The sequence below is a fragment of the Palleronia salina genome, assembly GCF_900141995.1.
Lineage (GTDB): Bacteria > Pseudomonadota > Alphaproteobacteria > Rhodobacterales > Rhodobacteraceae > Palleronia > Palleronia salina.
The window spans coordinates 14109-32803 of record NZ_FQZA01000019.1; the positions used below are offsets into that span (position 1 = coordinate 14109).

10 protein-coding genes and 1 pseudogene are annotated in these 18695 nt (G+C 62.3%); 9 read left to right on the plus strand and 2 right to left on the minus strand.

Going from position 1 to position 18695, the window contains the following annotated elements:
- Window positions 1–32: 32 nt before the first annotated feature.
- The 6 genes from BUB76_RS16620 (at window position 33) to BUB76_RS16645 (ending at window position 7111) form a co-directional block, all read left to right on the plus strand.
- Window positions 33–1820, plus strand: a complete 1788-nt coding sequence (locus BUB76_RS16620) for an FAD-dependent oxidoreductase (protein ID WP_073130437.1) — start codon at window positions 33–35, stop codon at window positions 1818–1820.
- A gap of 10 nt (window positions 1821–1830) precedes the next feature.
- Window positions 1831–2712, plus strand: coding sequence for an intradiol ring-cleavage dioxygenase (locus tag BUB76_RS16625; RefSeq protein ID WP_073130406.1), 882 nt, complete (start codon window positions 1831–1833; stop codon window positions 2710–2712).
- A 403-nt stretch (window positions 2713–3115) separates the two neighbouring features.
- Window positions 3116–4396 (plus strand): tyrosine-type recombinase/integrase, encoded by a 1281-nt coding sequence (locus tag BUB76_RS16630; protein WP_073130410.1) that lies wholly within the window; start codon window positions 3116–3118, stop codon window positions 4394–4396.
- Window positions 4393–5028 carry a hypothetical protein gene (locus BUB76_RS16635; RefSeq protein ID WP_139250911.1) on the plus strand — a complete coding sequence of 212 codons (636 nt, stop codon included), beginning with the start codon at window positions 4393–4395 and terminating at the stop codon, window positions 5026–5028. Before BUB76_RS16630 ends, BUB76_RS16635 begins: the two co-directional genes overlap by 4 nt.
- A 224-nt stretch (window positions 5029–5252) precedes the next feature.
- Window positions 5253–5432: a helix-turn-helix transcriptional regulator gene (locus BUB76_RS18375; RefSeq protein WP_084140732.1), complete on the plus strand. Its 180-nt coding sequence runs from the start codon at window positions 5253–5255 to the stop codon at window positions 5430–5432.
- Between the two features lie 236 nt (window positions 5433–5668).
- The gene (locus BUB76_RS16645; RefSeq protein WP_139250912.1) at window positions 5669–7111 is read left to right on the plus strand and encodes a hypothetical protein; all 1443 of its coding nucleotides are present in this window, start codon (window positions 5669–5671) and stop codon (window positions 7109–7111) included.
- Window positions 7112–7931: 820 nt separating this feature from the next.
- On the opposite strand, the gene BUB76_RS16650 is transcribed toward BUB76_RS16645, so the two are convergent.
- A complete protein-coding gene (locus BUB76_RS16650) occupies window positions 7932–12896 on the minus strand; it encodes a RecQ family ATP-dependent DNA helicase (protein WP_236737950.1) in 4965 nt (1654 codons plus the stop codon).
- Between the two features lie 414 nt (window positions 12897–13310).
- Between BUB76_RS16650 and BUB76_RS16655 the strand changes: the two genes are divergently transcribed.
- From BUB76_RS16655 to BUB76_RS16665, 3 genes and pseudogenes are all read left to right on the plus strand, one after another.
- Window positions 13311–13901 (plus strand): class I SAM-dependent methyltransferase, encoded by a 591-nt coding sequence (locus BUB76_RS16655; protein WP_073130426.1) that lies wholly within the window; start codon window positions 13311–13313, stop codon window positions 13899–13901.
- Between the two features lie 114 nt (window positions 13902–14015).
- The gene (locus BUB76_RS16660; protein WP_175550334.1) at window positions 14016–17072 is read left to right on the plus strand and encodes a DUF3427 domain-containing protein; all 3057 of its coding nucleotides are present in this window, start codon (window positions 14016–14018) and stop codon (window positions 17070–17072) included.
- Between the two features lie 168 nt (window positions 17073–17240).
- Window positions 17241–18360, plus strand: a pseudogene (locus BUB76_RS16665) (transposase); the annotation flags it as partial.
- A gap of 17 nt (window positions 18361–18377) precedes the next feature.
- On the opposite strand, the gene BUB76_RS16670 reads toward BUB76_RS16665, so the two are convergent.
- Window positions 18378–18695, minus strand: a 318-nt coding sequence (locus tag BUB76_RS16670) for an integrase core domain-containing protein (protein WP_139250913.1), incomplete at its 5' end; no start/stop codon positions are given.

The window sequence follows — 18695 nt, forward strand, 5'->3', positions numbered from 1 at the left end:
CGTGGGCGCGCGGCCCGAGGGGAGACATGCACATGGCTGAAATCGAAACCGACGTCCTGATCGTGGGCACCGGCCCGGCGGGCAGCGCCACGGCGGCGCTGCTGTCGAGCTACGGGGTCGAGAACGTGGCGATCAACCGCTACCGCTGGCTGGCCAACACGCCGCGCGCCCACATCACCAACCAGCGCACGATGGAGGTGCTGCGCGATCTCGGCCGCGAGGTCGAGGACGAGGCCTACATGCACGCCACCGAGGGCGACCTGATGGGCAACAACGTGTTTTGCGAAAGCCTCGCGGGGGAAGAGCTGGGGCGCATGCTGTCCTGGGGCAACGCGCCCGAAAGCCGGGCCGAGCACCTGCGATCCTCGCCGTGCCACATGAACGACCTGCCGCAGACCTTCATGGAGCCGCTTCTGTTCAAGACCGCCTGTTCGCGCGGGACACAGGCGCGCATGTCGACGGAATATCTTCGCCACGTCGAGGACGGGGAGGGGGTCACCACCATCTGCCGCGACCGCCTGACGGGGCGCGAGTTCGAGATCCGCTCGAAATACCTCGTGGGTGCGGATGGCGGCAATTCCGCCGTGGCCGAGACCTGCGGCCTGCCGTTCGAGGGGCAAATGGGCGTGGGCGGGTCCATGAACATCCTGTTCCGCGCCGACCTGTCGCGCTTCGTCGCGCACCGCCCGTCGGTCCTGTACTGGGTGATGCAGCCCGGCGCCAACGTGGGCGGCATCGGCATGGGGCTGGTGCGCATGGTGCGGCCCTGGAACGAATGGCTGATCGTCTGGGGCTACGACATCAACGAGCCCGCGCCGGTCGTGGACGAGGCGATGGCGACCGAGGTGGCGCGCCAGCTGGTGGGCGACCCGAAGCTCGAGATCGAGCTTCTCTCGGCCAATACCTGGACCGTGAACAACATGTACGCCACCCACATGCAGACCGACCGCGTCTTCATCATGGGCGACGCGGCGCACCGCCACCCGCCGTCGAACGGGCTGGGCTCGAACACGTCGATCCAGGACGCCTACAACCTGGCCTGGAAGCTGGCGCACGTGCTGAAGGGCCCGGCGGGCCCGGGCCTTCTGGACAGCTATTCCGTGGAACGTGCGCCCATCGCCAAACAGATCGTCACCCGCGCCAACCAGTCCATCGGCGAATTCGGCCCGATCTTCGAGGCGCTGGGCATGACCGACAGTACCGACCCCGAGGTCATGCAGGCCAACATGGACAAGCGCGGCGAGGACAGCCCGGCGGCCGAGGCCCAGCGGGAGGCGCTGCGCAAGGCGATCGAGTTCAAGAAATACGAGTTCGACTGCCACGGCGTCGAGATGAACCAGCGCTACGACAGCGGCGCGGTGGTGAAGGACGGCCAGCCCGACCCGGGTTTCGACCGCGACCCGGAACTGCACTACCAGCCCACCACGTGGCCGGGGGCACGGCTGCCCCATTGCTGGCTCTACCGCGACGACGGCACCCGGGTCTCGACCCTGGACCTGTGCGGCAAGGGGCGCTGGACCATCCTGACCGGGATCGGCGGCGAGGCCTGGGCCGACGCGGCGAAAACGGTCGCAGCCGATACCGGTGTCGAGATCGACGTGCACGTCATCGGCCCGCGCCGCGCCATCGAGGACCACTTGGGCGACTGGTCCCGCCTGCGCGAAACCACGGATGCGGGCGCGGTGATGACCCGGCCCGACCAGCACGTGTGTTTCCGCGCGGCCGAGATGTCCGACGACCCGGCGGCCGAACTGCGCCGGGTGCTGGACGCCATCCTGCAACCCGCGGGCGCCGGCACCGCCCGCCACGCCGCCGAGTGAGGACCACCCCATGACCGATCCCGTCGAACAGGGCTATTTCACCGAGGAAAGCTCGGCCGATGTCGTCATCTCGCGCAATGCGGGGGCCGAGGACGCCCGCCTGAAAGAGGTGATGGAGGTGATCGTGCGCCACCTCCACGCCGCCGTGAAAGAGATCGAGCCCACCCAGGAGGAATGGATGAAGGCGATCCTGTTCCTCACCGACACCGGGCAGATGTGCAACGACTGGCGGCAGGAGTTCATCCTGCTGTCGGATGTGCTGGGCGTGTCGATGCTGGTGGACGCCATCAACAACCGCAAACCGTCGGGCGCGTCCGAGTCCACCGTGCTGGGCCCGTTCCACGTGGCCGACGCCCCCGAGCGCGCGCTGGGCGACGACATCTGCCTCGACCAGAAGGGCGAGCCGATGCTGGTGCGCGGCCGCATCCTCGACACCGACGGCAACCCCGTCGCGGGGGCGAAGATCGACGTCTGGCAGGCCAATGACGAAGGGTTCTACGACGTGCAGCAGAAGGGCCTTCAGCCCGATTTCAACCTGCGCGGCGTGTTCCGCTCGAACGAACGGGGCGAGTACTGGTTCAAGGGGGTGAAGCCCAAGTTCTACCCCATCCCCGACGACGGTCCGGTGGGCAAGATGCTGGGCGCGCTGGGGCGCCACCCGTTCCGGCCCGCGCATCTGCATTACATCATCGAGGCCGACGGGTTCGAGACGCTGGTCACCCACATCTTCGACCCCGACGACCCCTACATCCATTCCGACGCGGTCTTCGGCGTGAAGGAAAGCCTGATGGCCACCTTCGCCCCCGTGGACGACCCCGAGCGGATGGCGGATGCGGGCTTCGCCACGCCATTCCTCGAGGTCGAGCACGACTTCGTCCTGGCGCAATCCTGAGGCGGGGCCGTGGCGAGCGTGCCTGGAGGCGCGGCGACGAGAGCTCGCAGTCGGATCAATCGACCATCATGGTCAATAATCAGGTCGTCGCGGAAGACTAAGCGGTCCCTGACGTGTAGCAGGTCCTGGAAACTTTGGCCGCCACGCTCTCGGCGGTGATCCGCCCTTCCGGCCTGCGGTGGCTGAGCCTGATCTTCATGCTGTCCGAGAGAGATGTGGAGGCGAGTACCGATGCCGTACCGCCGTTGCATCCCGTCGCTATCCGATTGTTATGCATGTTAAAATTGGATTTCCCTTGTCGCGGATTGTCCCTCCGGGTAGCACCTGGTTGCAGAGCTTTGGGCGGGTCGGTGTGAAGTGGCGCTGGTTCGAATCCCGGTTAGAACATCCCGAAGGATCGGACATGCCGAAACGCGCGAAGGAGATGGGTCCCCTCGAGGTCAAAAGGCTCACGGAGCCCGGGCTTTACGCGGTCGGAGGCGTGGCCGGGCTTGCCCTACAGGTGACGGCGAGCGGCGCGCGGTCTTGGATTTTTCGCTACCGGTACAACGGCCGCCGCCGGGAGGCCGGGCTCGGGCCATACCCGGACGTCCCACTCGCGAAGGCCCGAGACTACGCGCGAGAGGCACGCGACATGCTGCGCCAGGATGTCGATCCTTTGGCAGAGCGCCAAGCGGCCCGCCGGCGCCTGCTGACCTTTGCCGAGGCGGTCGAGCTGTTCGCGGCGGAAAAAGCAGTGGAATTTCGTAGCGACCTCCACCGCAAGCAATGGCGCGCCTCTCTGGAGCGCCACGCCCTGCCACAGCTGGGCGGAACAGCCGTGAAGGACATCACCCTGCACGATATCCTCGATGTGCTGCGGCCGATCTGGACAGAAAAGACGGAAACGGCCTCGAAGGTTCGCCAGCGGCTGGAGCGCGTTCTCGACTATGCCACTGTCTCCGGCCATCGGGACGGCGAGAACCCGGCGAGGTGGCGCGGCAACCTCGATATGGTTCTACCCGCGCCGAGCAAGCTCTCCGGAGGCAGCAACTACCCGGCGCTCCAACTCGACGATGCTGCCCGCTGGTTCGCCACCCTCAGTGAGCGGGGAGGTACCAGCGCGCGGGCGCTTGAGTTTCAGGCTTTAACGGCGGCGCGGACCGGGGCGGTCCGGTTCGCGACCTGGGACGAGGTCGATCTGTCGAAGCGGCTCTGGACGATACAGCCGGGGCGTCGGTTCTCGAAAATTCCGCCCAATGGTCGGCCACACCGCGTGCCGCTGACCGCGGCGATATGCGATCTGCTCGACTCCTTGCCGCGGATGGATGGTAACCCACTCGTCTTCTGGGCCGCGCGCGGCGGCGCCCTTTCCGACGCGTCGATCGCCGCGGTGATGCGCAAGATCCACGCGGCGGACCGGCGGGAGGGCAGGGCAGGGTTCATCGATCCCCGTGATCGTCGGCCCGCCGTGCCGCACGGTCTGCGATCGACTTTCCGAACCTGGGTTGCGGAGCGCACGCAGTACGATGGGGACATGGCGGAAATCGCTCTGGCCCATCGGGTCGGGAGCAAGGTCCAACAGGCCTATGACCAGTCCGATCAGGTCGAGAAACGACGCGAAATGATGGAGGCCTGGGCCCTGTTTTTGGGCGCGTCGCGGCCTTTGGCGAGCAGTATTGTGCCGCTCAGAGGGCCGCGGTGAATTCCCTCGAGGCTTATTTGCAAGCCCCGGCGGCTGTGGCGCGATGCGAGGCCGTGCTGGCGGACTACTTCCCGTCCCTGTCGCAGGGCGTATGCCGCTTGCAAGCCCATGCCATCGTCAACGCGGTGGTATTAGCCGAGGACCTTCATCACGGTGGTGCCGCGGAGAAAAAAGAACTCGCCCGTCTCGACAAGCAGTTGCAGAAGGTCCGCCATATGCTCTGCGAGCTGTCTCCTTGGGCCCAGCAGGCCTTGCTGATGGTTAGACACGACCACGATCTCGCGCGAGCCGACGAGCTTCGGAGCGAGCGTCGTGCGCCTCAATCGGTTCCCGAGCTCGCCGGGGATCTCATGCTATGGATTGTGGCCCTGCGGAAGGCCGAAGAGATCCACGGTGAAGGCCGGGCGGGCCACGGGAAGAATTGGCCGGCGATCGCCGTGATCGACGAAGGGCGCAAGGCCTGGTGTGGAAACGAGAAAAAGGCGCCGCCGCCCTATCTCAATCCCGGAACGAGATTGGCATCTTTTCTACAGAACTTGCTGGACGCCTGCGGTGTCGATGCCGAGGTCGAGAGTGCTTACCGCGCCTGGCGACAGTACACTGCCGACCCGCACAGCCCTTTCGACTTATAGCGTTCCGACGCCTTTTGCTCGCATCCTTTGCGGTGAAGCAGCGAGCTTGCGCGGGATGGGGGCACCGACTTTATTCCCCGAGCGCGACGTCGTGGTAGTCGGACGACCGATTCTGGCGCTCCGCGAAAGTAGACAGGTTTCATGGTTTTTTCGTGAGAACCTGACCGCGCCAGCCACTTGCGCGTCGAATTAGGACTGAACTCATCACTATGAGGAGATCGTCCATGACTACTTTTGCGAGCGACAAGCAGGTCGCTGAGAGATTTGGAGTTGCACGGACCACCGTCTGGCGGTGGGTCAACTCGGTTCCGCATTTCCCGAAACCCATCGCGCTCACCCCTGGCTGTACCCGGTGGAGGCTCGATGAGCTGGAGGCCTGGGAACGGGCCCGGGTGGCGAAATGAGCGCCCCTGGCCAGCGCGAGGAATCCCAAGCCGAGACCGCGCCCCGACAGCCTATTCGGCCGCTTGGACACAGGTCTGGGACTTACAGCTTCGTGGCGCCTTGTGGCCAGATCCGGCACTTGCGGGCTGACCAACTCGAAGCGGGGAAGGGGGTCCGCTCCCTTTTCACCAACATCTCACCCGAGGTCGCTCGTTGGTGCGAGGCGACATTCGACAAGCCGATCAGCGCCTGGGGCATGGAAGAAGCCCGCGCCGCCGGGAACTGGATTATTGAGGCATGCAATGCGGTTGGCCTCTACGACGACGAGCGCGCCGATCATTGTTCGACGGGTGTATGGCGGACCGAGCACGACGAGGCAGTGGCCCATTGCGGCGACCGGGTGGTCACCGCGGACGGGACGGCCGTCCCAGTTGCGGTCTTCGAGTCGGCCCACACCATGGTAGGCGCCTCAGCGATCAATCCCCCGGTTTCAGACCCGTGTCTGGCCGCTCAGCTCAATACGCTCTTGCAGAACATCCGACGAGGGTGGGGATGGGCGAGACCAATTGATGCTGAGGTGTATCTCGGCTGGGTCGCTGCCGCCTTCCTCGGTGGCTTCCCAGATTGGCGAACTCATCTTCACGTTTCCGGGGGACGGGGCAGCGGAAAGTCGTCACTTATGGAGGTGACGTCTCTCATGCTCGGGGACCTTGCCGGTGGTATTCTCAACGACGTCACCGAGGCCGGGATCCGACAGGCACGGAACAATCAAGCGCGGCCGCTCTTGATGGACGAGTTTGAGCCGGAGCAGGGGCGATCGTCACGCCAGGGTTCAATTATATCCTTCATTCGACTGATGTCGGGCGGTGGAGGCGGAAAGATTGCGCGCGGCAGCAGCGACCACACGTCGAAGTCCTTCCGGGCCCTCGGACCCGTCTATCTGAGCGCAATCAATCACGTTGAGTTTGCGCCCCAAGATCGGTCTCGCTTTGTGTTCCTTCAGCTCGATGCGTTGCCCGCACTGGGCGGGCCCGTTGAAGGGGCAGAACGATTGCAACAGACGAGGAAGATGGCCAAACGGCTGTCCTCAGCCCTCTGGGCGCGCATGCTTGCTCAGTCGGTGCGATGGGATCGAGATTACCTGGCGGTAAAAGCGTCACTCGATGCGAAAGGCGCCGACGCACGGCAAGCGGCGACAATCGCGACGATCGTCTTGGGGCGCGATCTGCTGCTCTACGAGGGCTCGATCACCGAGGAGCGGCTCGAGCACGCGGAAGAGCTGATGCGGGCCATGCTGGCAGACGCTAGCGTTTCTACCGGGGATTCCGAAGCGGAAGATGCGCTCGGTTGCGCCCTCGATTGCGTGATCCCTCTCGACCACGGTGTGGGACGCAGCGTCCGGGAGATCCTTGGGTCTCTTCTCGCCGACATCGGCGAGGCGGTGCTCGGTGGTGAAGCCGCCCTGAACCGTGCCGGCGTGTTCATTCGGTGGCCCCAACGGGAGATCGCAATCCGGACCGGGGCCAAGGTCAAGCTGTTCGAAGACAGCAAGTGGGCCGGCGGCGCCCATTCGAGCGCTCTCTCGAAGCTTCCCGGCGCGGCCAAGTCAGCAAATTCGATCAATCTTGCGCCGGGCAACAAGCAACGTGCCGTGCTTATTCCCATCGGGATCCTCGGTTTCGAATCCAGTTCGAAGTAGACTGTTCGCACTGTTCTGGGCAGCACATTGAATTTACTGGATAAAAGCCTCCAGAACAGCGGAACAAGGCTGCAGGGGCGCCCGAAAGCCGGGTGCCCTTTTCCTATACTATTCTCTAATTGAAACCTGTTCTTCCTGTTCCGACCTCGGAAAATCCAGCGAAATAAGGCGGATGCCAAGAACAAGCGATATGTTCTGAGAAGTTCGACTGTTCGGAGGAAGCCAATTGGAGGCCATCTGGTGGCACAACAGGCGAGGCAGAACAGAGGGAGGGGTGGATTGAATCCTCGAAACGTATTGCGCCCCAGACCCGCACTCCCTCTCATGCACAGATTTTTTCCCCTTCGGCTGGAATTTCACCAACCCTCGGGGAACAAGCGTCCATCAGTAGCGCGAAACATTAGATTCGAATTTTGGTCGGCGCATAGAGGAAATTTATTATAAGATACAACGACCTAAGAGGTGGCTTTGCGTGTTGTTTGGTTGATGATCAGGACATACCAGAGCTTCGCGTGAATATCTCCTGAGCGCGATCATTTTTCCCGACGGGCTTGACTCATCCCAACCAAGTGCGTCCGGTTGAAGTTCAAATGTACCTTAAACTGCGGCCCTCACGTGGCACAGTTCACAGAGCGTCAAAAAGCACAGAGGCCGGAGCTACGAGACGACGAAATGCGAGTGCGTGCAGATCATCCATACACTCCTAAAAGCAGAAAAGCGCATTTCTTTCAAATTCGGCGAACATATCGAGATAGCGCCTGGTCTTTCCCTTCGGCTCTCGAGTGATGATATCACCAAGAGCTTCACGCGGGGTGTCGCGTCAGCAGAATTCCAAAATCAACTCCGGCAAGATGACATCCCAACTCTCCCTCCGAAGCTTTTCTCGGTGAGCATCGCCGCTCTCATGAGCATGACGCGTCACAATCGCACCAACTTTGGCAGAAACAACGCGCTGGCCATCTGGAACATGCCAGCCGCTCTTCATAACCATCAGGGTACGACCTGTCGTATCACGGACCGACCATCGTGCACCGTGCCTCACCACTTCTAGCGGGTCACCGACCCTGGCCTCGGCGATTGCCTTTGCAGCCGTATCGCCGTCGTACTGGCGGCCTGGCCAATCAATAAACACCTGACCCATGTCAGGCATCAGATAGGTTCGATCGGGTGGCAAATCGCGGGCGTCGGGCATCGCGGCATGCCTACGCAAGACGTTGTCGCCGCTTGCGAAAGCAATGGCATGCGGGCCCTGCGTCATGATCGCGAGGCTGCGCCTGGCGCGCGTCATGGCGACGTAGAACAGCCGGCGCGGCGCATCGAGATCCTCATTACGAGATGCTCTGTCCCAACCACCATTCAGGATCACCACGTCGTCGAATTCGAGTCCCTTGGCCCGGTGCGCCGTCATCAGCAACAGCCCCCGCTGCTCACCCCGCGCGTCACGCGCCCACTCACCGAACCACTCCACGAGATCGGGAACTGAGACCTGCCCTGTCCCGATCTCCTGGGCCAGCGCGGCGATGCCTTCTGCGATGAGGTCGGTCCACCGATTGCGATGCATGTGGTTCGCGACGTCCAGCAAGTCTGTCACGCCCAGAACGCGAGTTCGGTCGTGGCTTATGCGGTCGATGAATTGCCGCATCTCGCGCAGGCGCCAGAGGCTCGGCAGGCTCTCATTGGCCATTTCGACTGGAATTCCCTGCGCCTCGGCAAAGGCGCGCACCGGGGCAAGTTGTCTCCAATTTCGCGCGATGATGGCCGTACGAGACCAGTTCCAGCCAGGCTGCAATTCCGCCAGACGCTGCAACTCGCTCACCGCGGCGACGGCCTGCATCCGATCCCCGGGCGGGCATTGAAGAAGCTGTACCCGGCCTTGCCCTACAGGGTCACAAGCCTCCATCACGCCGCCCGGCGGGTCCTTGCGGCGTTTCCGGTCGATGGTGATGTCGTGGCCCAGCTTCATCCTTTCACCGGCCCCGGCGATCACTGTGTTGGAGGCTTCGATGATATGACGGGTGGAGCGGTAATTTTCGATGAGAAATTCAGGCTTCGCCCGGTAATCCTGCTCGAACTGTCGGATGAATCTGATGGACGCCCCGGCGAAGGCATAGATGTTTTGATCGTCATCACCCACCGCGAAAAGACTGAGCTTCATGTCCTCGTCATCGATCGTCCGTCCTGCAACGGCGGCGATCAGGGCGTATTCCTCAGGGCCGATGTCCTGGTATTCGTCTACGAGGATCCAACGATACCCTTGGATCAGCGTCTCGCGCTGCGCCTCGGCTTCGGCTTTGCTCAGGCCTTCGCCGTTCAACTGGCGCACCGCCTCCATGACGATACCGTCGAAGTCCCGGCTCTCTGCCTGCGACCCGGCAAAGCTGGCGCCCACTAGTCGCATGGCCATTGCATGACAGGTCGACACCGTCACACCGAATGCCTCGTCCCCCACCAGATGCCGCAGACGTGCCCGGATCTCCACGGCAGCGTGGCGGTTGTAGCTCAGGACAAGGATGCTGCGCGGGTCTTCGCGCCGGACGCGGATCAGGTAGGCGATGCGGTGAACCAACACGCGGGTCTTGCCAGAGCCCGGGCCGGCAAGGACCAGAACATTGGTCGCGTCTCGATCATCGGCGACGATTTTCTGCTGAACGGGATTGCCGAGGGCCTCGACGACGTTCTGCCACGACTTCCCTGTCGTCTGCCGCTTCACTTCGGTTGTCTTGCCCTTCATCCAGCGGCCCATGAAGCCTTCCTGGTCGAGGGCGAAATAATCCTCGGTCAAGCGGATGGCGTCCTGCATCGACGACAACCCTGTTTCCGCGTAGGCTGCCATTACATGGGTCTGTACCGTCTGTTCGTCATAGTGCTCCTGCAATGGCGCGAAATCCTTGACCAGGAACTGCGTTTTGCCCGGCGCAAGCTGGACCGTCATCGCGGGCCGGAAGACTGTAAGCCCCTTGCCGAGAGTCACCACCTCCTGCTCGTGCAGCCATAGAAGCGCGCGGTCCATCAGCCGGGTCATTTCTTTGACCTGACCTCGGAGGAAAGCATCGCCCGTCAGGGTCGCCAGCATGTCGCCCAAGGTGGTTTCAACCTGCTGATCCTTACCCCGCTGACCTTTTTCGAGCCGCCCCAGCAGATGCTCCATCAGCGATTCACCGGCTTTCCGGCGCAGCGCGGCCGACTGCTCCAGTACCGACCAGGACCGCTGCAGAGCTACGAACAGCGTGTCGCGAGAGGCCTTGCGCAGGCGCACATTGCCCTTGCCGCCGTCGAGGTCGCGGCCGTCGCGCGCCATGCCGCGCAGCAATTTCTCGACCACGTCGGGGCGGACGTGGCTATGACCCTGGTCGCGCAGCTTCTGGCTGGCCGATTGCAGGTTGAAGGGCGTGCTGACCGCATCTTCCGCGTCAGGCGCTTCTTCCCTCATGGCCGCGATCAGGTCTGTTTCCAGCCGTGTGGCCTGTCTCAGCCGCTTGCGGGAATCGTCCGTCACTCCGGAATGCACGAAAACCGTTACGGCTGTGTCATTCCGCGCGATCCCGAGCGATTCAAGATCAGCCAGAGCTTTGGTCAGCTGACCGCCCGTCAGCCCGCTCACGCCGGTCAACTCGTCAGTGGAAATACCTTCGTCAGGGGGCGCATTCATCAGGTGGCGGACAATGTCCATCAACTGCGTCCGGCGCATCCCGGTGATCTGCGCTTTCTCCATCCGCGACCCTGCCTCGTCAATGCTGCGCACCCGCAGAGACGACGGAAAGACCTGCACGCGGTTTTCCTCGCGAGACAGGAGTTTGGCTTCCTCCAGCCATGAAATCGCGGTCTTGACCCGCGTGTCATCCGTTGCGCTTTCACGCTGGAATTCGCGGTCGTGTTCCTGCCGGACGATCTCGCCAGGGGTGGCGACAACGGTGCCCGTGCCGCGCGTCCGGGCATCCATGCGCCGAACAGCCTTCAGGATGGCTCCGATCTCGCGCCGGTCGAGCCGCGACCGCGCGGTCAGTTGAAACTGCCGCTCCACGTCGTCCGGCGCGTAGAGCAGCACGCAATTGGCATGAGCACGGTCCCGGCCAGCGCGACCGGCCTCCTGTAGATAATTTTCGAGCGAGCCAGGGATATCGCCGTGCACCACCAGCCGGATATCGGGCTTGTCGATGCCCATGCCGAAGGCGTTGGTCGCGGCGATCACCCGCAACTCGCCCACCCGGAACCGTTCCTGGATGGTCTTCTTCTCATCGGGTGTCAGGCCGGCATGGTATCGCTCCGCCGACAGGCCCTGTTGCTGCAGGAACTGCGCGACTTCCTCTGTCGCCTTGCGCGTCGCGCAATAGACCACGGCGCCAGAGGCTCCCTCGGCCGGAAGACGCTGTTCGATGACATCCAGGATGTCGGCCAGCTTCTTCCGCTTGCCGGTCGATCGCACCTCGAAACTCAGGTTCGTGCGCGATGCCCCGCCGTCCAGAAGCAACAGCTCGGTTCCAAGCCTCTGATGGAAATGGTCGCGAATATCGCGCACCACCTCTGGCTTCGCAGTGGCGGTCAGGCAGATCACCGGGGCCGGATCTTCATCGCCCGCAGTTTCACGAATGAAACGCGAGATGTAGCGATAGTCAGGCCGGAAATCATGCCCCCATTTCGATACACAATGCGCCTCGTCCAGGACCCAGAGGCCGATTTCGCGTTGCTTGAGAACGGAGCGCACAGAGACACTGCGCAACTGCTCGGGCGAGATCAGAAGCATCGCGGCCTCGCCCATGCGGACCTTGTCGAGCGCGTCCTGACGTTCAGGCAGCGATAGCATCCCGTTCACGGTGACCGCGGAGGAAATGCCTGTCCGTTCCATCCCCGCCACCTGGTCGGCCATCAGCGCGACAAGCGGCGAGATCACGACCGTCAGCGCACCGGTCCGATCGAACTTTGCCAATGCCGGAATCTGGTAGCAGACAGATTTGCCCGTCCCGGTGGGAAGGATGCCCAGCAGGCTGTTACCGCGCATGCCCTCGTCGACGATGCGCTCCTGCAGTGGGCGGCCATCGGCATCTGTGGGCGTGGGCCGGAAACCATCGAAGCCGAACCAGCGTGAGAGCGCCTTTACGGGATCGCTCTTCTCGCGGCACCAGGGGCAATCCGCAGCATCGCAGGCCGTGTCGCGTAGGCGTTTCACCATACGCGCGGCATCCGGAAACTGCATCCTGACCCAAGGGGGCATGACGGAGTCGCCACCGGCGACCGAAATCCACGCCAACGCATAGGCCAACGGCCACCCCGTCTGCAGCGCGCCCAACTGATCCAGCATGTGCCGCACCGCTGTGTGGCAAGCCTCACCCTCCAGCAACCTCGACAGCGCCTGTCGGGCTTGATCAACAGAGGGCACGCTCGCACTACGGACATGGCCGAATGCGGCGCCGAAACCCTGATCCTGTTCGCCACGCGTCGTCAGGTAATGGTAGGCGACGACTGTATCCGCCGCCTTTGCGTTCAATGCGCGGAAGGCTCCGAGTTGGTTCTCCAGCACATCGAACACAAGCCGCGCGTCTGCCTCTGGATCGTTGACATGGCCCGACAGAAGCCGCCCGTCATGGTAGTGCTTGACGAGGTGGTGATACGGGTTGCGCGGAAAGGCCAACGGATTGAGCCAGAGTGTGTCGATCGGCGCTTCGGCAAGCTGCGCCAGCCTCGGTCGCATGACTGCCAGATGCGGCAGATCATGGCGCAGGATGTTATGTCCAATGAGATGCCGGACATCGCCGAGGTCGGCCTCCAACCGATCCAGTGCGACCGCCATGTCGCCTTTCTGGCATTGCAATGCAGGCCTGTCATCACAGCGCACCGCCGCCAGGTCAAATACGCGCGCCGTTTTTGGATCGACCTCAAGATCGACAGACAGGCATCGCGCCAGGAATGGATCAGGTTGGTTGACGGCCTGTAGCAGGGTGCACCGGTGGAGCTATTTATATCAACAACTTATCTGAAACGCTTGGCTTGGCGTGGTCAAGCATGACAGAGTATTTGATGTCGTCCGACCGCAACGCCTGTGGCCACAAAACACTTACTCAAAATGACGAGAACTAAGGGTTGTCGAGTTGATAAAGGCCTCGCGAATACTCCAAACCGACCGTCAATAACTGGTGCGAACCCGATAACCTTCCAGAAACCGAAACGAAAAGACCGCGGCAAACAGAATTGCCAGAAAAGTTATATGAACGGATTTTACGACACGAACGCTGAGAAATTCCTCCAAGACACCCAAAACGTCGACATGTCGTCCCTCCGCGATCGATTTCTTGCTGCAGTTCCGAAAACCTATACCGGCAGCTCTCGCATCCTCGATGCGGGGACAGGATCCGGTCGCGACGCGCGCTCATTTTACCTCGCAGGATACGAGACTGAGGCCTTTGATGCCTCGCCTTCCATGGTGCGGGCGGCGACCGATTTTTCCGATCTTCCCGTCCGGCAGATGCGCTTCGAAGATTTCGAATGGGAACACTCTTTCGAGGGCATCTGGGCCTGCGCTTCTCTTCTACACGTCGCGCGCGACGACTTGTCGGAAGTTATGCGAAGGCTGGCAGACCATCTGGTCTCTGCGGGGGCTCTGTATGCCTCGTTCAAGGTTGGAGACGGTGAGCGGCAAGAGGCGGCGCGACATTTCACCGACATGACCGAGGAATCGTTTGCGGCGCTCCTGGACGACTGCCCGTCGCTCCGGCAGGTTGAAACTTGGCGGACTGAAGACCGCCGTCCGGATAGAAAAGACGACCTTTGGCTCAATGCCTTGATGAGAAAAACCTGACGAGTGCCCTCCGAGATTACCCCACCTGAGCCAAAAACATCCTGCCCGTGCTGCGCGCCATCCATCGAGAAGATTGTCGAGTGCGATGCGCAGACCATCTTGGTCCGAGATGGCATGGGCATTATTCTCGCCCCACGCCGCCATGTGACCCGTTGGCGCGACCTTTCGGAGCCCGAACAAGCCGCCCTTGTTGCGCGCATCACGCCAGCCCAGACTCTCTTGGAGGAGGACGGTGGCCCGGCACCAGTCAAGCTTATTGAAACCGCCGAACACTTCCATATCCGGTTGGATGTCCCCACCACTGCCTCCAGCCCCATCCCTGGCGCGCCACATGACCGACCGTTGATCTCCGGCGGCGAAGATGCGCTGCACGCTCACCTGCGCCCCCTCATCGATCAGGCGCATTCTGTCGACCTGGCAGTGTCCTTTCTGATGACCTCGGGCGCGCGCCTGGTCCTACCTCATCTGCGCGACCTATTGGAACGCGGCGGGCAGCTCCGGTTGCTCACGGGCGACTACCTCGACGTGACCGAGCCGACTGCACTGCGCCTGATGGAAGATCTGGACCACAACCGACAGCTCTACGTATTTCGAGCTGCCCGCATTCCGTTTCACCCTAAGGCCTGGATGTTCTCTTTTGCCGATGGAGCCGGGGCCATGATCGTTGGCTCGTCGAACCTTTCCCGTTCGGCATTGACCGAAGGTGTCGAATGGAACCTCCGCCACTTCGATCGGTCGGACGCGGTCCCCCTGATCGCTGCCCGAAATGCTTTCAAGGGTCTGCTGGTGCGGCCGGAGGTGACAGAACTCTCCGGGGAATGGATCGACAGCTATGAGACCCGCCGGGTCAACCCCATGCCGATACGCTCCGGCGTTCCGGAAGAGAGGCCGGAAGATGCGCCGAAGCCCCATGACATCCAGAGGGAAGCCCTGAACGCTCTGGCTACCACGCGAGCCAAGGGGTATCGCGCCGGCTTGGTCGTGCTTGCCACCGGACTTGGCAAGACTTTCCTTGCCGCATTCGACAGCCAGCCGGCCACACGCATTCTCTTCGTTGCCCATCGCGAAGAGATCCTCACCCAGGCTATGGAGGCTTTCCGCGCTGTAAGACCCAAAGCACGCCTCGGTCGGTTCGGCGGGGGCGACAAGGATTTCGGCGCGGATGTGCTTTTTGCCTCGATTCAGACGCTCTCCCGCAACCAGCACCTGCAACGCTTCGCTCCAGACGCCTTCGACTACATCGTCGTCGACGAGTTCCACCACGCCGCCGCGGCGACCTACCGCAGGATCATCGATCATTTCACCCCGGAATTCTTGCTGGGCTTGACTGCAACACCAGACCGCAGCGATGGCGGCGACCTTCTGGGTCTCTGCGAGGAAAACCTCGTCTACGAATGTGACCTGTGGTCCGGCATCGACCGCGAGCTTCTTGCCCCGTTTAAATACTTTGGTGTGCCCGACCCTGTGGAGTATGCGCAGATCCCCTGGCGCAGCGGCAAGTTCGACGAGTCCGCGCTGACCTTGGCCGTCGCTACGCAGGCGCGCGCTGAAAATGCACTCAATCAACTGGCCCGGCGCGGCGGCAAGAAGGCCATCGGCTTCTGCGTCTCCCGCCGCCACGCCGATTTCATGGCCGAGTTCTCGCAGGCGCGAGGATTGCGCGCTGTCGCCGTCCATTCCGGCGACACGTCATCCCCGCGCGCCAGTGCCCTCAAAGCCCTCGAAAACGGCGACCTCGACATTGTCTACGCCGTGGACATGTTCAACGAAGGCGTGGACGTGCCGTCGATCGACACCGTGCTGATGCTGCGCCCGACGGAAAGCCCTGTGATCTGGCTCCAGCAACTCGGCCGCGGCCTGCGCCGCTGCACCGAGAAGACCCACCTTGCCGTGATCGACTATATAGGCAATCACCGGGTCTTCCTGACCAAGGCTCGCACACTACTACAGATCGGCGCAGGCGAAGGTGCCCTGCGAATGGCGCTCGAGAGGTTCGAGCGCCATGAGATAAGCTTCCCCGCAGGCTGCGAAGTCACCTATGATCTCGAAGCCCTCGACATCCTAAAATCGTTGATCCGCCAGCCCCGCGACGGCGAGGAACTGACGGCTTTCTACCGAGACTTCCGGGATCGGCATGGCGTCCGTCCAACCGCGTCGGAGGTCCAACATGCGGGCTTCAATCCAGGTCGCACGGGGCACGCCGGATGGCTCGGCTTCGTAAACGACATGGGCGATCTCGCCGGCACTGACCATACGGCGTGGACCTCCCACAAGGCTCTGCTCGACGAGATCGAAACAACCCGCATGACGCGCAGTTACAAGATGCTCGCGTTGCGCGGCATGATTGAGGCTGGAGCCTTGCCGGGCCGCATCTCTGTCACAGCTCTTGCTGAGCGCGTTGCTCGCCTTGCCAAGCGAAACCCAGAAATCCAGGCAGATATCAGCGTCGATCCGGACGACCTTGAAGCCGTTCAGACCATGCTCATGAAATACCCCTTGAAGCTCTTGGGCGAGACCGAATGGTTCCGATCCGGCTCGGGCGCATTCGAGACCACACTTGACGATAACGGCGATACCGCCCTTGCCAATCTCGCCTCGGAACTCGTCGACTGGCGGTTACTTCGTTACTTGCAAACCCGCCGTGTGACATACGATCAGCAGGAAACACGCCCTCTTGCCGAGGCCGCAGAGGCCCCGGGCGGGTTTCTCAATACCCCTGCTACCGGCCCCCGGATCTGGGCAGAATACCCTCGCGACCGCATCCCGCCGCTCTTCGGCGCAGTGTTCAACACAGGCTCTTGGAATTCCGGCATCGTCGTCATTCCAGATGCCAAGGCCATGGTGCTGCTTGTGACAATGGACAAAAGTAGCATGTCTGTTGGCGACCATTATGCCGTCGAGTTCGTTAGTCCCACCCGTTTCGTTTGGCAGACCCAAACCAGCACGCGGAGAAAAAGCCTCCGAGGGCGGATCATCGCCGGGGAAGAACCTGGATGGAGGATGCATCTATTTCTCCGCAAATCGAAGCTGCGCGACGGCCGCGCGGCGCCTTTCCGATACGCTGGGCCAGTTGAATTTGCGGGATGGGAAGGTGAGGCGCCTATAACCGTGCAACTCAATCTGGCGGAGCCATTACCCGAGGGCCTGCGCGAACTGTTTGGGATGGGGTGATCCGACCGGTAAAGCCATCGAGCGAGAGGCAGCCGAAGCCTCCGCGTTACTTGCCGGGCACTAGGTAGGGCGGGATGGGCGCGTACAGTTTTTCGCTGCGCCCGCCACGTGCTTCGAGTTGGGCGATTTGCGTTGAAAAACTCTTCTCGTTTTGAGGTCTGAGCGCTGATTCAGTTTCTCCGTAAAGCCGGGAGGACTGGCGATGTTGGGCAGAAGCAGAAAGCGCAGCCGGCGTTGTTTTGGGAGTGCCCCCTGGGAAGATCGCTTTACTCAGGATCACCAGCTTCGCTCCATCGACCGCTTTGTCGATCTGAGGAGCATCCGCGGCTATCTGGCGGGTTTCTACTGCCACACTGGCCGCTCGTCGGTCGATCCCGAGCTGCTGATCCTTATGCTCCTGGTCGGTTAATGCTTCGATCTCCGGTCCGAGAGGCGGCACTGCGATGAGGTCCACCTGAACCTCACGCATCGCTGGTTCTGCCGCCGCGACCTGTCGCACGGCATTCTCAATCAGTCGACTTTCTCGAACAATCGCCATGGTCGTTTCGAGAGAGCGAGCTGGTGCGGCAACTGTTCGAGACAACTGTAGGGTGCTATGTCGCGGAAGGGCAGGTCAGAGGGTAGCGTATGGCGATCGATGCCAGCCTGACCGAGGCTGATGCTAACAAGCAGGACCCGACGCCCAGGGAAGAATGGGACGCGGCGCGGATCGAGCCGGCCGATGCGCCGCGCGCCGTTCGAGAATATCCCGACAAGTTGGACGAAGCTGTTCGCGGCCGGCAGCGAGGTGCAGCCCAGTTTCACCTCGCATTCTGATCCGGCCAACCAGTGGACGGCAGCCTGCTAGGGTCCGGCTTTCTTCAGGTACTCCGACAATCACCTGTTCGATACGGATCACGGGGTCATCGTCGATGTCGAGGCAATACGGTTGGTCAGGCAGGCCGAGGTTGGCTTGACCAAGACCATGCTGGATCGGGTGAAGGCAAAGTTCGACCTCCGTCCCGAGCTTCTGATCGCCGACGCTGCGTATGGGACCGGGCCGATGCTGGGCTGCCTGGTCGACCGCAAGATCGCACCGCACATTCCGGTCTTCGACTAGTACAGCCGCAGCGATGGAACCTGGAGCCGGGCGGATTTCGAGTGGGACGTCGAGAACGATTAATCCGTCTGCAGCGAGGGTCAGTCACTGAAACACTTTTGCCGGAACTATTCCGACCCGACCCGGAGGGCGACCAGTGACAAGAGTGCCAAAGACCGCGCCCTGCAACTGCTGAGCTGCCCCAACCGAGTGGTCCAGGTTGATTGTTAGTGCATCGCTGGTCGCCGGTCGACGGCTATGATGCTCTCCGGCGCCGGAGGCCTGTAGCCCAAGGCGCTGTGGGGCCGGACGGTATTGTAGTGGCGACGCCACCGCTCGATGAGGATCTGGGCCTCACGGAGCGAATAGAAAACCTCTCCGTCGAGCAGCTCGTTGCGGAATCGAGCGTTGAAGCTTTCGCAGTAGCCGTTCTCCCAAGGTGAGCCAGGCTCGATGTAGGCGGTCTTGGCACCGACGGCGCCGATCCAGTCGCGGACCTTCAGAGCAACAAATTCGGCACCGTTGTCGGACCTTATAAACTCCGG